Source organism: Pseudomonas sp. GW822-FHT02G04 (genome assembly GCF_058802085.1).
In genome coordinates, this window is the sequence record NZ_JBXANU010000008.1 from 159,723 (window position 1) to 175,803 (window position 16,081).

The 16,081-nt window shown below is 60.5% G+C and carries 11 protein-coding genes; 10 read left to right on the forward strand and 1 reads right to left on the reverse strand.

From position 1 onward, the window contains the following. Positions 1-274: 274 nt before the first annotated feature. The 3 genes from AC1RO5_RS13485 to choV all read left to right on the forward strand — a co-directional run bounded on the left by AC1RO5_RS13485 (position 275) and on the right by choV (position 3,311). On the forward strand, positions 275-1,222 hold the full coding sequence (locus AC1RO5_RS13485; RefSeq protein WP_493175429.1) for a choline ABC transporter substrate-binding protein: 948 nt from the start codon (positions 275-277) through the stop codon (positions 1,220-1,222). A gap of 68 nt (positions 1,223-1,290) precedes the next feature. Further along, the gene (choW, locus tag AC1RO5_RS13490; RefSeq protein WP_007937964.1) at positions 1,291-2,136 is read left to right on the forward strand and encodes a choline ABC transporter permease subunit; all 846 of its coding nucleotides are present in this window, start codon (positions 1,291-1,293) and stop codon (positions 2,134-2,136) included. Next, the gene (gene choV / locus AC1RO5_RS13495) at positions 2,133-3,311 is read left to right on the forward strand and encodes a choline ABC transporter ATP-binding protein (RefSeq protein WP_018928771.1); all 1,179 of its coding nucleotides are present in this window, start codon (positions 2,133-2,135) and stop codon (positions 3,309-3,311) included. The genes choW and choV overlap by 4 nt, the downstream gene beginning before the upstream one ends. Before the next feature lie 236 nt (positions 3,312-3,547). Here the strand turns inward: choV and AC1RO5_RS13500 are convergent, their stop codons facing one another. After that, a complete protein-coding gene (locus AC1RO5_RS13500) occupies positions 3,548-5,497 on the reverse strand; it encodes a BCCT family transporter (RefSeq protein ID WP_493175495.1) in 1,950 nt (649 codons plus the stop codon). 380 nt (positions 5,498-5,877) lie between these two features. Here AC1RO5_RS13500 and betI point away from each other — a divergent pair, with 380 nt between their 5' ends. The 7 genes from betI to dbpA all read left to right on the forward strand — a co-directional run bounded on the left by betI (position 5,878) and on the right by dbpA (position 16,027). After that, positions 5,878-6,471, forward strand: coding sequence for a transcriptional regulator BetI (gene betI / locus AC1RO5_RS13505; protein WP_493175431.1), 594 nt, complete (start codon positions 5,878-5,880; stop codon positions 6,469-6,471). A gap of 111 nt (positions 6,472-6,582) precedes the next feature. Further along, complete coding sequence (gene betB / locus AC1RO5_RS13510) at positions 6,583-8,055, forward strand: betaine-aldehyde dehydrogenase (RefSeq protein ID WP_477814200.1); 1,473 nt, start codon at positions 6,583-6,585, stop codon at positions 8,053-8,055. Positions 8,056-8,230: 175 nt separating this feature from the next. Continuing rightward, positions 8,231-9,934 (forward strand): choline dehydrogenase, encoded by a 1,704-nt coding sequence (gene betA / locus AC1RO5_RS13515; RefSeq protein ID WP_493175434.1) that lies wholly within the window; start codon positions 8,231-8,233, stop codon positions 9,932-9,934. A gap of 253 nt (positions 9,935-10,187) precedes the next feature. Further along, a complete protein-coding gene (locus AC1RO5_RS13520; protein ID WP_493175436.1) occupies positions 10,188-11,630 on the forward strand; it encodes a TldD/PmbA family protein in 1,443 nt (480 codons plus the stop codon). Further along, positions 11,630-12,967, forward strand: a complete 1,338-nt coding sequence (locus AC1RO5_RS13525; RefSeq protein ID WP_493175438.1) for a TldD/PmbA family protein — start codon at positions 11,630-11,632, stop codon at positions 12,965-12,967. The genes AC1RO5_RS13520 and AC1RO5_RS13525 overlap by 1 nt, the downstream gene beginning before the upstream one ends. A 189-nt stretch (positions 12,968-13,156) precedes the next feature. Next, a complete protein-coding gene (gene mdtD, locus AC1RO5_RS13530) occupies positions 13,157-14,584 on the forward strand; it encodes a multidrug transporter subunit MdtD (protein ID WP_493175440.1) in 1,428 nt (475 codons plus the stop codon). A 105-nt stretch (positions 14,585-14,689) separates the two neighbouring features. Further along, positions 14,690-16,027, forward strand: coding sequence for an ATP-dependent RNA helicase DbpA (gene dbpA, locus AC1RO5_RS13535; protein ID WP_493175497.1), 1,338 nt, complete (start codon positions 14,690-14,692; stop codon positions 16,025-16,027). The last annotated feature ends 54 nt before the right edge of the window (positions 16,028-16,081 follow it).

Consider the following 16,081-nt stretch of genomic DNA (forward strand, 5'->3'; position numbering starts at 1 on the left):
TCTTACGCAATGTTTTCGCCGTTTTTTTGCGGCTCAGAGGGACAAATCGGGCTGAAAAAAGCTGTAAACGACGTCACCGACACTGGATGCGACCATCCCTGTACTGGTTACGACGCACCCTGTAGGCGTCAGATTTTCGCTGGTACATGATCGTATCGACTCGATTGCAAGGCGCCGTGGTAGAGCTGTCTCCAAAACGCCATCCAACCGCAACAGATAAGTGCGGTGGTCCCAGTCGGAACACTGCCAAAAAAAACACCAAGGAGTCGCCCCTATGAAAGGTTCCCCGTCGTTGTTGTTGGCCGCCATGCTGAGTCTGCCGTTCCTGGCTCAAGCCGCAGAACCGGCCCAATGCAGCACCGTAAACTTCTCCGATGTCGGCTGGACGGACATTACCGCAACAACCGCGACCACCAGCGTTGTGCTCAATGCCCTCGGCTACAAGACCAAGACCACGATGATTTCCGTGCCGGTGACCTACAAGTCCCTGGCCGACGGCAAGAACATGGACGTCTTCCTGGGTAACTGGATGCCGACCATGGAAAACGACATCAAGGCCTATCGGGATGCCGGCACAGTGGAAACCGTGCGCACCAACCTCAAAGGCGCCAAATACACCCTCGCCGTTCCACAAGCGTTGTACGACAAAGGGCTGCATGACTTTGCCGACATCGCCAAATTCAAGAAAGAACTCGACGGCAAGATCTACGGTATCGAGCCAGGCAACGACGGCAACCGTCTGATCCAGAGCATGATCGACAAAGACGCCTTCGGTCTGAAAACCGCCGGGTTCAAAGTCGTCGAGTCCAGCGAAGCGGGCATGCTGTCGCAAGTCGACCGCGCGCAAAAACGCGACACCGCCGTGGTATTCCTCGGCTGGGCACCGCACCCGATGAACAAGCGCTTCAAGATTCAATACTTGACCGGTGGTGATGACTTCTTCGGCCCGGACTTCGGTGCGGCAACAGTTGCGACCAACACGCGCAAGGGTTATACCGAAGAATGCAGCAACGTCGGCCAACTGCTGAAAAACCTGGAATTTACCGTCGACATGGAAAGCTCTCTGATGGGCAACATCCTGGACGACAAAATGAAGCCTGAAGCGGCCGCCAAGGCCTGGCTGAAAAACAATCCACAGGTGCTCGATACCTGGCTCGCTGGCGTGACCACCATTGACGGTAAACCAGGCCTGGAGGCCGTGAAAGCCAAGCTCGCACAGTAAAATCGCTTACGCCGGGCGGGCTCGCCCGCCCGGGCTGTTTATTTCCTTGCATGCGGACGTTCACTACCATGCTGATTGATCAGAAAATACCCTTAGGCCAGTACATCGCGAGCTTCGTTGAATGGTTGACGCAACACGGCGCCAGCACCTTCGACGCCATCGCCGTGTCACTGGAAACGATGATCCACGGCGTGACTTTTGCGCTGACCTGGTTCAACCCGCTGGCATTGATCGGCCTCATCGCGCTACTGGCACACTTTATCCAACGCAAATGGGGCCTGACCGTTTTCGTCATCGCCTCCTTTCTGCTGATCCTCAATCTGGGGTACTGGCAGGAAACCATGGAAACCCTCGCCCAGGTGTTGTTCGCCACCCTGGTCTGCGTAGTGATCGGCGTGCCGTTGGGCATCGTCGCCGCGCATAAACCGATGTTCTACACAATGATGCGGCCGGTGCTCGATCTGATGCAGACCGTACCGACGTTTGTGTACCTCATTCCTACCCTGACCCTCTTCGGTCTGGGTGTGGTCCCGGGTCTGATCTCGACGGTGGTGTTCGCGATTGCCGCGCCCATCCGCCTGACCTACCTGGGTATCCGCGATGTTCCGGACGAACTGATGGACGCCGGCAAGGCCTTTGGCTGCTCGCGCCGTCAGTTGCTCTCGCGCATCGAATTGCCCCACGCGATGCCAAGCATCGCGGCCGGTATCACCCAGTGCATCATGCTGTCGTTGTCGATGGTGGTGATTGCGGCACTGGTGGGCGCCGATGGCCTGGGCAAACCTGTGGTCAACGCACTGAACACTGCTGATATCGCACTGGGCTTCGAAGCAGGCCTGGCGATCGTACTGCTGGCGATCATGCTCGACCGTATCTGCAAACAACCCGAAGCCAAAGTAGGGGGTGACGCATGAGCATTATTCGCTTCGAAGACGTGGACGTGATCTTCTCCAAAGATCCACGCGCGGCTCTCAAACTGCTCGACCAGGGCATGACCCGCAACGAGATTCTGAAAAAGACCGGGCAAATCGTCGGTGTCGAAAAGGCCAGCCTGGACATCGAAAAAGGTGAAATCTGCGTACTGATGGGTTTGTCCGGCTCCGGCAAATCCAGCCTGTTGCGCTGCATCAACGGCCTCAACACCGTTAGCCGTGGCAAGTTGTTCGTCGAACACGAAGGCCGGCAGATCGATATCGCATCCTGCACTCCGGCAGAGCTGAAAATGATGCGCACCAAGCGCATCGCGATGGTGTTCCAGAAGTTCGCCCTGATGCCTTGGCTGACGGTGCGCGAGAACATCAGCTTCGGCCTGGAAATGCAGGGTCGCCCCGAGAAAGAACGCCGCAAACTGGTGGACGAGAAACTTGAGCTGGTGGGCCTGACCCAGTGGCGCAACAAGAAACCCAATGAGCTCTCCGGCGGCATGCAGCAGCGTGTCGGCCTGGCCCGTGCGCTGGCGATGGACGCCGACATCCTGCTGATGGACGAACCGTTCTCGGCCCTCGACCCATTGATTCGCCAAGGCCTGCAAGACGAACTGCTGGAACTGCAAAACAAGCTGAGCAAGACCATCGTCTTCGTGAGCCACGACCTCGATGAAGCCCTGAAGCTGGGCAGCCGTATCGCGATCATGAAAGACGGCCGGATCATCCAGTACAGCGTGCCGGAAGAAATCGTCCTGAACCCTGCGGACGATTACGTGCGCACCTTCGTAGCTCACACCAATCCGCTGAACGTATTGTGTGGTCGCAGCCTGATGCGCACCCTGGACAACTGCAAACGCATCAACGGTTCGGTATGCCTGGATCCGGGTGGCGATTCGTGGCTGGACCTGGCCGAAGGCAACACCATCAAAGGCGCACGCCAGAACGGCTCGAGCCTGGACCTGCAGAAATGGATACCGGGGCAAGCGGTTGAAGCCCTGGGCCGTCGACCAACGCTGGTGGACTCCAACATCGGCATGCGCGATGCGCTGCAGATTCGTTACCAGACCGGCAACAAGCTGGTGCTGCACGATAACAACAAAGTGGTCGGGATCCTGGGCGACAGCGAGCTGTACCACGCGCTGCTCGGCAAGAACCTGGGGTAAGCAAGACAGCAGACACAAAAACGCCGCGAGATGATCGCGGCGTTTTTGTTGATCGTTCCCACGCTCCGCGTGGGAATGCATCCGGTGACGCTCCGCGTCACATCTGCAAAGGGACGCGGAGCGTCCCAGGCGGCATTCCCACGCAGAGCGTGGGAACGATCGACAAGGCACAAAAAAGGGGCTCAATTGAGCCCCTTGGCGTTCCCACGCAAAGCGCGGGAACGATCTATCACTACTCAGCTATAAACCCGGCCAAGCAGCTGCCGATGGCTTTCAAACTGATCGAGCACATCACGGGTGATCTGATCCTGAGTGAAGCCCATCAAGTCATAGTCCTGGCTGCCGTTGTGCAGGTACACCTCGGCGCGGTAGTAACGTGCGCGCGGTTCATCGGCACTTTCGGCCGACACCGTTTCGCTCGCCGCCGCCAGATAACCGTCCAGGCTCACTTCGTAGACAAAAGGGTTGCCCTCTTCCATTTCGATCCGCAGGCCCATGCAACGCTTGGCTTTACCCAGCAACGTTTGCACGTCCAGGCCCTTGCCACGCAGTTGAACCACAGCCTCTTCCAGCGCCGGGCTGACTTGTTTGTCCATGAAACGCTGGACGATCGACTGATTCGGTTGCAGATCCAGCTGCGTCAGACGCTCGCTGAAACCACGACGACCACGTGCTGCCAGTTCCGCTTGCTCTTGTTCGATCTGCACGTCCTGGCGCATGGCTTTGTGCAAGCCAAACATGAAGAACACCAGCACCACCGAGAACGGCAGCCCCGCCAGCACCACCATGGTTTGCATGGCTTCGAAGTTACCGGCAAACAGCAGACCGATGGTCACCAGGGTGATCACCACCGACCAGAAAATCCGCAGCCAGTGCGGCGCGTCTTCGTCGACGTTGCCGCCCTTGCAGGAAAGGTTGGCCATCATCACTGCGCCGGAGTCCGCCGGGGTCAGGAACAGCACGAAGCCAACAAAAATCGACACGCCAATGACAACTTTCGACGCCGGGTAATGCTCAAGCAACTGATAAATCGCCATCGACGGCTGTTCCAGCGCCGTCTTCCCGAGTTCCACCGCCCCATGGTTCATCACCAGGTCCAGGGCCGAGTTACCGAAGATCGACAGCCATGCCAGGGTGAAACCCAGCGGAATCAGCAGCACACCAGCGACCAGTTCACGCACCGTGCGACCACGGGAAATACGCGCGATGAACATGCCGACAAATGGTGCCCAGGAAATCCACCAGGCCCAGTAGAACAGAGTCCACAGGCCCAACCAGCGATCAGACTTCTCACTGTCGCCTTCGTACACGTAGAGGTCGAAGGTCTTCAGCACCACGCCATTCAGGTAGTCACCGATGTTCTGCACAAAGCCGTTGAGCAGGTGCAGGGTCGGGCCGAACAACAGCACGAAAATCAGCAGACCGCTGAACAGCACGATGTTCAGGTTGGACAGACGACGAATGCCGTTTTCCACGCCGGACACGGCAGCGATGGTCGCCACGGTGCTCATCACGATGATCACGATCAGCAGGTTGGTGTTGCTGTGTTCCATGCCGAACAGGTTTTCCAGCCCCGACGACACTTGCAGCGAACCGATCCCCAGGTTCGTCACCAGCCCCAGCAGGGTCACGAACATGCCGAAGCCGTCCACCGCATGACCGGCCGCGCCTTTGACCCAACGCTCGCCGACCAGCGGATACAGCGCTGAACGCAACGCCAGCGGCTGGTTATGACGATAAGCAAAGTACGCCACCGCCAGGCCGACCAAGGCGTAGATCGCCCAGCCATGCAGGCCCCAATGCAGGAACGTCAGCTGCACTGCCTGACGTGCGGCAAGGTTGCTGCCGGCCACGCCTTCCGGCGGGTTGAAGTAGTGGTCCAGCGGCTCGGACGCACCGAAGTACAGCAGCGAGATGCCGATACCCGACGAGAACAGCATCCCCGCCCAGGCGCCGTAGCTGAAGTCCGGGGTATCGTCCTTGCTGCCCAGCTTGAGCTTGCCATAGGACGAAAACGCCAGGCCGACCACAAACACCAGATAGGCGGCGATCACCACCATGTAGTACCAGCCGAAGCTACGGGACAACCAGGCCTGGGCAATGCCGAGCATTCTGCCGGCCTCTTGCGGGGCGATGATCAGAATCGCGGTCAACAACAGAATCAACGCGGTAGAGGTGTAGAACACCCAACCGTTGACCGTCACCTTCTCGGGTGGGGTCTTTATTAGAGAGGCAGAACTCATGGCACAGATGCTCCGGGCAGTGCGAGAGAAGAACACAAGGCAACGCGTTACCCGACCAATCGATTAGTTGGCAGCCGACCGGCGGGTGATATAAAGACACCCCGAAAAAAGCCCGAAACCCATGGAACGCCATTGCGTGTGGGTTTCGAGCATTTTCAGATGTCGTTTTTCCGCCCACTACACGTAGGAAAAACCTGTAGGCAGCGACGAATTGTCGCAGATCTTATTCTTTGTTGATTGAACGTTCAATCAAAACAAAATAGACTGGCCCTCAATCCGGTAGGCGTATTTCGTCCACCGGAAGGCCTAAGGAGATGTGCAAGATGCCCAAGGTCGGTATGCAACCCATCCGCCGTCAGCAATTGATCGAAGCCACGCTACTGGCCGTCGATCAGGTCGGCATGGGGGACGCCAGCATTGCGCTGATCGCCCGTTTGGCCGGTGTCTCGAATGGCATCATCAGTCACTATTTTCAGGACAAGAATGGCCTGATCGCCGCCACGATGCGGTATCTGATGAGCGTCCTCAGCGAGAACGTCACCGCGCGCCGTCAGGCGATGGCAGATGACAGCCCACGGGCGCATCTGCAGGTGATTATCGAAGGCAACTTCGACGCCAGCCAGGTCAATGGCCCGGCAATGAAAACCTGGCTGGCCTTCTGGGCCACCAGCATGCACCAGCCGTCTTTGCACAGGTTGCAGCGGATCAACGATCACCGTCTGTATTCCAACCTGTGCTGCCAGTTCCGCCGTGTGTTGCCGCTTGATCAAGCGCGCAGCGCCGCCCGGGGCCTGGCAGCCCTCATTGACGGTTTGTGGTTGCGCGGCGCGCTGTCGGGAGATGCTTTCGACACCGAGCAGGCGCAACGGATCGCTTACGAATACATGGATATCCAATTGGCCAAGCAGGTGAGTTAGAGCACACATAAAACCGCTCAGCCCCTGAACCGCCACTGATCAGCGTCGCCAACGCTACACGGCACGTCCCAGTGGTTAACGCCAACCAACTTATGCACTTGCGAGGACTTTATGGCCCGTTTCGAACTGCAAAAACTCTACATCGACGGCGGCTACAGTGACGCCAGCAGCGACGCCACCTTCGAAGCCATCAACCCGGCTAACGGTGAAGTCCTCGCAAAAGTACAGCGTGCGACCAAGGAAGACGTCGAGCGTGCAGTGGTCAGTGCCGAGAAGGGCCAGAAAATCTGGGCCGCGATGACCGCCATGGAGCGTTCGCGCATCCTGCGTCGTGCCGTGGAAATCCTGCGCGAGCGCAACGATGAACTGGCCGCCCTGGAAACCCTGGACACCGGCAAGGCGTACTCCGAAACCCGTTACGTCGACATCGTCACCGGCGCTGACGTGCTGGAGTACTACGCAGGTCTGGTACCGGCCATCGAAGGCGAGCAGATTCCACTGCGCACCACTTCTTTCGTCTACACCCGTCGCGAGCCACTGGGCATCGTGGCCGGTATCGGCGCGTGGAACTACCCGATCCAGATCGCCCTGTGGAAATCCGCTCCAGCCCTGGCGGCCGGTAACGCGATGATCTTCAAGCCAAGCGAAGTCACCTCGCTGACCACCCTGAAACTGGCCGAGATCTACACCGAAGCCGGCCTGCCGGCTGGCGTGTTCAACGTGTTGACCGGCAGCGGCCGTGAAGTCGGCACCTGGCTGACCGAGCACCCACGCATCGAGAAAGTCTCCTTCACCGGCGGCACCGACACCGGCAAGAAGGTCATGGCCAGCGCTTCCGCCTCCACACTGAAAGACGTGACCATGGAACTGGGCGGCAAATCCCCGCTGATCATTTTCGACGACGCCGACCTCGATCGCGCCGCCGACACCGCAATGATGGCCAACTTCTACAGCTCCGGTCAGGTCTGCACCAACGGCACTCGCGTGTTCGTTCCGAGCCACCTGAAAGCCGCGTTCGAAGCCAAGATCGTTGAGCGCGTTGCGCGCATCCGCGTCGGCAATCCGGAAGATGAAAACACCAACTTCGGCCCGCTGGTCAGCTTCGCCCACATGGAAAGCGTGCTGGGCTACATCGCCAAAGGTAAGGAAGAAGGCGCTCGCCTGCTGTGCGGCGGCGATCGTCTGACCGACGGTGAATTCGCCAAAGGCGCGTTCGTGGCACCGACCGTGTTCACCGACTGCACCGACGAAATGACCATCGTTCGCGAAGAAATCTTCGGCCCGGTGATGAGCATCCTGACTTACGAAACCGAAGAAGAAGTGATCCGTCGCGCCAACGACACCGACTTCGGCCTGGCTGCCGGTGTTGTCACCAAAGACCTGAACCGCGCGCACCGCGTGATTCATCAACTGGAAGCCGGTATCTGCTGGATCAACGCCTGGGGCGAGTCCGACGCCAAGATGCCGGTCGGCGGCTACAAGCAGTCGGGCGTGGGCCGTGAGAACGGCATCAGCTCGCTGAACAACTTCACACGCATCAAATCGGTACAGGTCGAACTGGGCGATTACGCCTCGGTTTTCTAAGGCAGAACTTGCTTCGCCTGCGAGGCCGCCTTCGCGGGCAAGCCTCGCTCCTACAGGATTAGGGTTGCTGCAGGTCTTGGACATTGCGCCCCCCTGTAGGAGCGAGGCTTGCCCGCGAACGAGTGCGCAGCACTCGCCATGGCCTGACCTGACCACTTCAAAGAGGGTGCATTCAATGTCCCAAGTATTCGATTACATCATCATCGGTGCCGGCTCCGCCGGTAACACCCTGGCGACCCGTCTGACTGAAGACGAAGGCGTCACCGTCCTGCTGCTCGAAGCGGGCGGCCCGGATTACCGTCTGGATTTCCGCACACAAATGCCAGCGGCTTTGGCTTTCCCGCTGCAAGGTCGTCGCTACAACTGGGCGTACGAAACCGATCCAGAGCCACACATGGACGGTCGCCGGATGGAATGCGGTCGCGGCAAGGGCCTGGGTGGTTCTTCGCTGATCAACGGCATGTGCTACATCCGCGGCAACGCCATGGACTACGACGGCTGGGCAAAACTGCCCGGTCTGGAAGACTGGACTTACCTCGACTGCCTGCCGTATTTCCGCAAGGCGGAAACCCGTGACATCGGCCCGAACGACTACCACGGTGGTGAAGGTCCGGTCAGCGTGACCACGCCAAAAGCCGGCAACAACCCGCTGTTCAGTGCGATGGTTGAAGCAGGCGTGCAGGCCGGTTACCCGCGTACCGAAGACTTGAACGGTTACCAGCAGGAAGGTTTCGGCCCGATGGACCGCACCGTGACGCCGAAAGGCCGTCGCTCCAGTACCGCTCGCGGTTACCTGGACATCGCCAAGAAGCGTTCGACCCTGACCATCGTCACCCACGCCCTGACCGACAAGATTCTGTTCGAAGGCAAGCGTGCGGTCGGCGTGCGTTACCTGATCGGCGCGGCTGAAGAGCGCGTTGAAGTCCGTGCCCGCAAGGAAGTGTTGCTGTGCTCCGGCGCCATCGCGTCGCCGCAGATCCTGCAACGCTCCGGTGTCGGCCCGGCCGAATTGCTGAAAAAGCTCGATATTCCGGTGGTCCACGACCTGCCGGGCGTTGGTGAAAACCTGCAGGATCACCTCGAGTTGTACCTGCAATACGCCTGCACCCAACCGGTCTCGCTGTACCCGTCGCTGCTCCTGCACAACCAACCGGCCATCGGTGCCGAGTGGCTGTTCAACGGCACCGGCATCGGCGCCAGCAACCAGTTCGAAGCCGGCGGTTTCATTCGTACCCGTCCGGAATTCGAATGGCCGAACATCCAGTATCACTTCCTGCCGGTAGCGATTAACTACAACGGCAGCAACGGCGTGAAAGAGCACGGTTTCCAGGCGCACATGGGTTCCATGCGTTCGCCAAGCCGCGGTCGCATCCAGGCCAAGTCCAAGGATCCGCGCGAATACCCAAGCATCCTGTTCAACTACATGGCCACCGAGCAGGACTGGCAGGAATTCCGTGACGGCATCCGCCTGACCCGTGAAATCATGCAACAGCCGGCGCTGGATGCCTTCCGTGGTCGCGAAATCAGCCCCGGCATCGACGTGCAAACCGACGAGCAGCTGGACAAGTTCATCCGCGAGCACGCCGAAACCGCGTTCCACCCGTCCTGCTCGTGCAAGATGGGCACCGACGAGATGGCGGTGGTCGATAGCGAAGGTCGTGTGCACGGTATGCAAGCCCTGCGCGTGGTCGATGCCTCGATCATGCCGATCATCACCACCGGCAACCTGAACGCACCAACGATCATGATGGCCGAGAAAATCGCCGACAAGATCCGCGGTCGCAAACCATTGCCGCGCAGCAAGGCCAAGTACTACGTGGCCGGTGATGCACCGGTGAAGGGCAAGCCGTTGCGGGATGTGAGCCCTACCGCTCAGTAACGCAGCTGATCGTTCCCACGCTCCGCGTGGGAATGCATCCCGTGACGCTCCGCGTCACACAGAGGACGCAGAGCGTCCATGGCGGCGTTCCCACGCAGAGCGTGGGAACGATCAGCCGACTCAAGCGGTAAATCCCCCTACACCCCCTCTTCACTTGATCCTACCCCCACGCAGGCCTAATCTAGCGCCACGCAAACGTTTCACCCCCTCGCAACACCGATTCGCCGCCGCTCCATACCAAGGAGGTTCCCGAATGTTCGATTTCCACCCCCAGCTCAAGCAGCGCTTTGCTGCGTTGCGCACGGGCGCTGAATTCTTTTCGCTGCGTTATGTACGCGAATCCGGCCAGTACCTGTCGGTGCGCAAGAACGTCGCCGAACCGCCGAGCCTGAGCCGGGACGAAGGTGCGATGCTGACCGTTCGGGTCAACGGCGTCGAAGCCTATGCCGCGACCAACGACCTGTCCCAGTCCGGGCTGCAAGCCGCGCTGGAGAAAGCCGAGCAGCAAGCCCGTCGACTCAAGCCCCACGCGCTCCTCGACTTGCGTGAGCAAGCGGTTTCCAGCGACCGCGCCGACTATTTCTCACCGAGCCTCGACCAGCCCTTCCCGTCTCTCAGCGATTGCTACCAACTGCTCGGCGCCGAATCCGCCGCCGTGCCCAAGGACGAACGCCTGGTGAACTGGCAGGCGAGCATCGGTATCACCAACGTCGAGCAGATCTACCTCAACAGCGCCGGTGCTGAACTGCGCCAGGCCCAGCGCTTCGTCTACCCGAGCATGGACGTCACCGCCTACGATGGCAGCGACAGTCAGACCCGCACCCTCGGCCGCGAGAATTTCGGTCAGCAGGGCGGCTTTGATGTGATCAGCCGTTGCGGCCTGATCGGCTCCGGCCCGAAAGTCGCCGACCAGGCGTTGCAATTGCTGCTGGCACCGAACACCCCGCAAGGCCCGCGCGACCTGTTGCTGATGCCCGACCAGATGATGCTGCAGATCCACGAGTCCATCGGTCACCCGCTGGAACTGGACCGCATCCTCGGCGACGAGCGCAATTACGCCGGCACCAGTTTCGTCAAGGCAGAAGACTTCGGCCGCCTGCAATACGGCTCCGAACTGCTCAACGTGACATTCGACCCGGACATCCCCGAACAGCTCGCCAGCTACGGCCATGACGACGAAGGCACCGCCGCCAGCAAGCAATTTCTGATCAAGGAAGGTTTGCTGCTGCGACCATTGGGCGGCGCGCTCTCGCAGTTCCGGGCCAGCCTCGACGGCGTGGCCAACAGCCGCGCCTGCGGCTGGAACCGCCCGCCGATCGACCGCATGGCCAACCTCAACATCGAGCCTGGCGATCAATCGCTTGAGCAACTGATCGGCAACATCGAACACGGCATTTTGATGAGCACCAACCGTTCGTGGTCCATCGACGATGCGCGCAACAAATTCCAGTTCGGTTGCGAATGGGGCCAGCTGATCGAAAACGGCGAACTCAAGGGCGTGGTGAAGAACCCGAATTACCGGGCGATTTCCGCACAATTCTGGAAGAGCCTGCGCGCCGTCGGTGACGTCAGCACCTTCAAGGTGCTGGGCACGCCGAACTGCGGTAAGGGCGAACCGAACCAAGTGATCCGTGTCGGTCATGCGTCGCCGGCCTGTGTATTCAGCAATGTTGATGTGTTTGGGGGAGATGCCTGATGAGTACGTCAAAAAACCAGGCCGACTCGTTCAAGGCCTTGGTCAACTGGCTCCGCGATGCGTTGCGCACGCCTGAGCAGTTCACCCTCAGCTACGCCGCCGAATCGTCGGCCTTCGTGCGCTTCAACCACGCCAAGGTGCGTCAGGCCGGGCAGGTGCAGCAGGCAAGCATCGGCTTCAAACTGATCAACGATGGGCGCCACGCCGACCTCGACATCACCTTGTCGGGCGATACAGAAGTCGATCTTCAGCGTCTGGCCGAGGGGCTGCAGCAGTTGCGCGAGACCCTGCCGTTGCTGCCTCAGGACCCGTACCTGCTGCTCAACCATGACGACTGGCAGAGCAACAACGTGCAGGATCATCCGCTGCCGGACACCGAGCAGGTGGTCGCTGAAATCACTCAGGCCGGCGAGGGGCTGGATCTGGTCGGTTTCTATGCCGCCGGGCCGATCAGTCGCGGTTTCGCCAGTTCTTCGGGCGCGTTCGGCTGGCATCAGGCCAACAGCTTCAACTTCGATTTCAGCCTGTTCCATGAAAACGGTCAGGCGGTGAAAGCCAGCTATGCCGGGCACGACTGGAACAGCGAAGGCTTTGCCAGGCGTTTCCAGCAGGCCCGCGAGCAGTTGGCGTTTCTCGGTCGGCCATTGCGCACGCTGGCGCCGGGTCAGTACCGCGCGTACCTCGCGCCGGCGGCCCTGGAAGAAATCATGGGCATGCTCAGCTGGGGCGGGTTCTCGGCGCAGTCGATTGCCAGCAAGAGCAGTCCGCTGCAGAAACTCTACGGTGGCGACAGTTCATTCAGCCCGTTGGTGTCTCTGGATGAAAAAGTCAGCGGCTCCCTGAGCCCGGCATTTTCGGGTGAAGGTTATCCGCGCAGCGATCTGCGGCTGATTGTTGATGGCAAGGCTGACGAACAACTGGTCGGTTCACGCAGCGCCGCCGAATACGGCCTGACCGCCAACGGTGCCGGCGGCGGTGAAGCGCCAAGTGCATTGAACATGGCGGCCGGCGCTTTGCCTGACGCCGAGATTCTCAAGCAACTGGGCACCGGTCTGTACATCAGCAACCTGTGGTACCTGAACTACTCGGACCAACCGGCAGCACGCCTGACCGGCATGACACGGTTCGCGACCTTCTGGGTCGAAAACGGCGAGATTCAGGCACCGGTCAGCACCATGCGGTTTGATGACAGCGCCTACAGCCTGCTCGGTTCGCAGCTGGAAGCGTTGACCGAGGAGCGCGAGCTGATGTTGTCGGCCAGCACCTACAGTCAGCGGAACACGTCTTCGGCATTGCTGCCAGGAGCGCTCGTCAGCCGATTGACCTTGACCCTGTAAACACAAAAACCTGTGGCGAGGGAGCTTGCTCCCGCTGGGCTGCGAAGCGGCCCCAAACCTGCCAACGCGGTTCAGCAGACAGACCGTATAGCCCGGCTTTACGACTGCTACGCAGCCGAGCGGGAGCAAGCTCCCTCGCCACAGGGTTCAGCGCCAGCCACGAATCTGCATTAATCAACAAGAGGCCCCATGCCCAACCGCCCACCTCTCGACGCTGTCACCGCCCGCTGGTTGCCGTGGGTCGTCGCCATTGCCTTCTTCATGCAGTCCCTCGACGGGACAATCCTCAACACCGCCCTCCCCGCCATGGCCCGGGACCTGGCCGAAGACCCGCTGCGCATGCAGGGTGTGATCATCGCCTACATGCTCACCGTCGCCTTGCTGATCCCCGCCTCCGGCTGGATCGCCGACCGTTTCGGCACCAAGAAGATCTTCTTCGGCGCGATCCTGTTGTTCAGCATCGGCTCATTGCTCTGCGCCTTGTCGAGCACTCTGAGCATGCTGATCGGCGCCAGGGTGATCCAGGGCCTGGGCGGCGCCTTGATGTTGCCGGTCGGACGATTGGTGGTGCTGCGCGCGTATCCGCGCTCGGATCTGGTGCGGATCATGGGGTTCATCACCATTCCCGGCCTGCTCGGCCCGCTGATCGGCCCGACCATGGGCGGCTGGATGGTGCAATACCTGACCTGGCACTGGATCTTCCTGATCAACCTGCCGGTGGGTGCCGTCGGCTGCTACGCCGTGTGGAAATTCATTCCCGACCTGCGCGGCAGTGAACGCACCCGCTTCGATAGCCTGGGCTTTTTGCTGTTCGGCGCGGCGATGGTGCTGATCACCATCGCCATGGAAGGCCTCGGCGAACTGCATCTGCCGCACTTGCGGGTGATGTTGCTGTTGTTTGCCGGCATGGCCTGTCTGGCGGCCTATTGGCTGCGAGCCGGGCACACCGACAATCCACTGTTTGCGCCATCGCTGTTCAAGACCCGGACCTTCGCCGTGGGCATCCTCGGCAACCTGTTCGCCCGCTTGGGCAGCGGCGCATTGCCGTTCCTGGTGCCGTTGCTGTTGCAAGTGGCGCTGGGCTATTCGCCGTCACAGGCCGGGATGAGCATGCTGCCCCTGGCCGCGGCCGCGATGGTCGCCAAATCGGTGGCGCGGCCGTTGATCGAACGTTTTGGCTACCGCATCGTGCTGACCGGCAACACACTGGCGCTGGGGATCATGCTGGCGAGCATGGGCCTGGTCAGCGAGCAGACACCGTACTGGCTGTTGCTGGCCCAGTTGGCGATTCTGGGGGCGATCAACTCTTTGCAGTTCACCGCGATGAACACCGTCACTCTGATCGACCTCGACGACGCCAGCGCCAGCAGCGGCAACAGTTTGCTGTCGGTGGTCGCGCAATTGTCCCTGAGCCTCGGCGTGGCCTGCGCTGGTGCCCTGCTCGGCGGCTTCACGGCGGAGATCGGCAATGAGGGCGTGGACACGGTTCTGGGCGCGTTCCAGCTGACGTTTGTGACGGTCGGAATCATGGCGATGCTGGCTGCAACCATCTTCTCGCAGTTGTCGAGAGAAGACGGACGGCGCGTCAAACGTCCGGAACAACACATAGAGCCTTAGGGCGAATGGCCATGGGACTGATACACTGCGCGACATTTTGTTTTGCAGGCCAGTCCCGTGACCACCATCGCCACCGCTTTTAATACTTTGCCGCTGTCCGCCGCCATGCTGGCTAACCTCGACTCCCTCGGTTATGCCCAGATGACGCCGATCCAGGCGCAAAGCTTGCCGGTGATCCTCAAGGGGATGGACCTGATCGCCCAGGCCAAGACCGGCAGCGGCAAGACCGCAGCCTTCGGTATCGGCCTGTTGAACCCGATCAATCCGCGCTTCTTCGGTTGCCAGGCACTGGTCATCTGCCCGACCCGTGAGCTGGCCGACCAGGTCGCCAAGGAAATCCGTCGCCTGGCCCGTTCCGAAGACAACATCAAGGTCCTGACCCTGTGCGGCGGTGTGTCTTTCGGCCCGCAGATCGGCTCGCTGGAGCACGGCGCGCACATCATCGTCGGCACTCCGGGGCGCATCCAGCAACACCTGCGCAAGGGTTCGCTGGTGCTTCACGGCCTGAACACGCTGATCCTCGACGAAGCCGACCGCATGCTCGACATGGGTTTCTACGATTCCATCGAAGAAATCATCGCCCAGTGCCCGGAACGTCGCCAGACCCTGCTGTTCTCCGCCACCTATCCGGTGGGCATCAAGCAGCTGGCGTCGAAGTTCATGCGTAATCCGCAGCAAGTGAAGGCCGAGGCGTTCCACGACGACACGCAGATCGAGCAGCGTTTCTACGAGATTTCCCCGGAAGAGCGCATGAGCGCTGTGACCAAGGTGCTCGGCCACTTCCGTCCGGCGTCCTGCGTGGCGTTCTGCTTCACCAAGCAGCAGGTTCAGGAAACCGTCGATCACCTGACGTCCAAAGGCATCTCCGCCGTCGGCCTGCACGGCGATCTGGAACAGCGTGACCGCGACCAGGTGTTGGCGATGTTCGCCAACCGCAGTACGTCGGTACTGGTCGCCACCGACGTCGCCGCACGCGGCCTGGACATCGATGCGCTGGACATGGTGATCAACGTCGAACTGGCCCGTGACTCGGAAATCCACATTCACCGTGTCGGCCGTACCGGTCGTGCCGGCGAGAAAGGCATTGCGATCAGTCTGGTTGCACCGTCCGAAGCCCACCGCGCCCAAGCCATCGAGCAACTGCAGAAGTCGCCGTTGAATTGGGATCAGGTGGATAACCTCACGTCCCAGGGCGGCGGTCCGCTGCTGCCGGTGATGAGCACGCTGTGCATTGGTGCGGGCCGTAAAGACAAAGTCCGTCCGGGTGACATTCTCGGCGCACTGACCGGTGAGGCGGGCATTCCCGGCGCCCAGGTCGGCAAGATCGCGATTTTCGACTTCCAGGCGTATGTGGCCGTGGAACGCGGGATCGCCAAGCAAGCCTTGCAGCGCCTGAACGACGGTAAAATCAAAGGCCGTTCGCTGCGCGTGCGCATCCTGTAAGAACACTGTATTTCCCTGTTGCTGATCGTTCCCACGCTCTGCGTGGGAATGCAT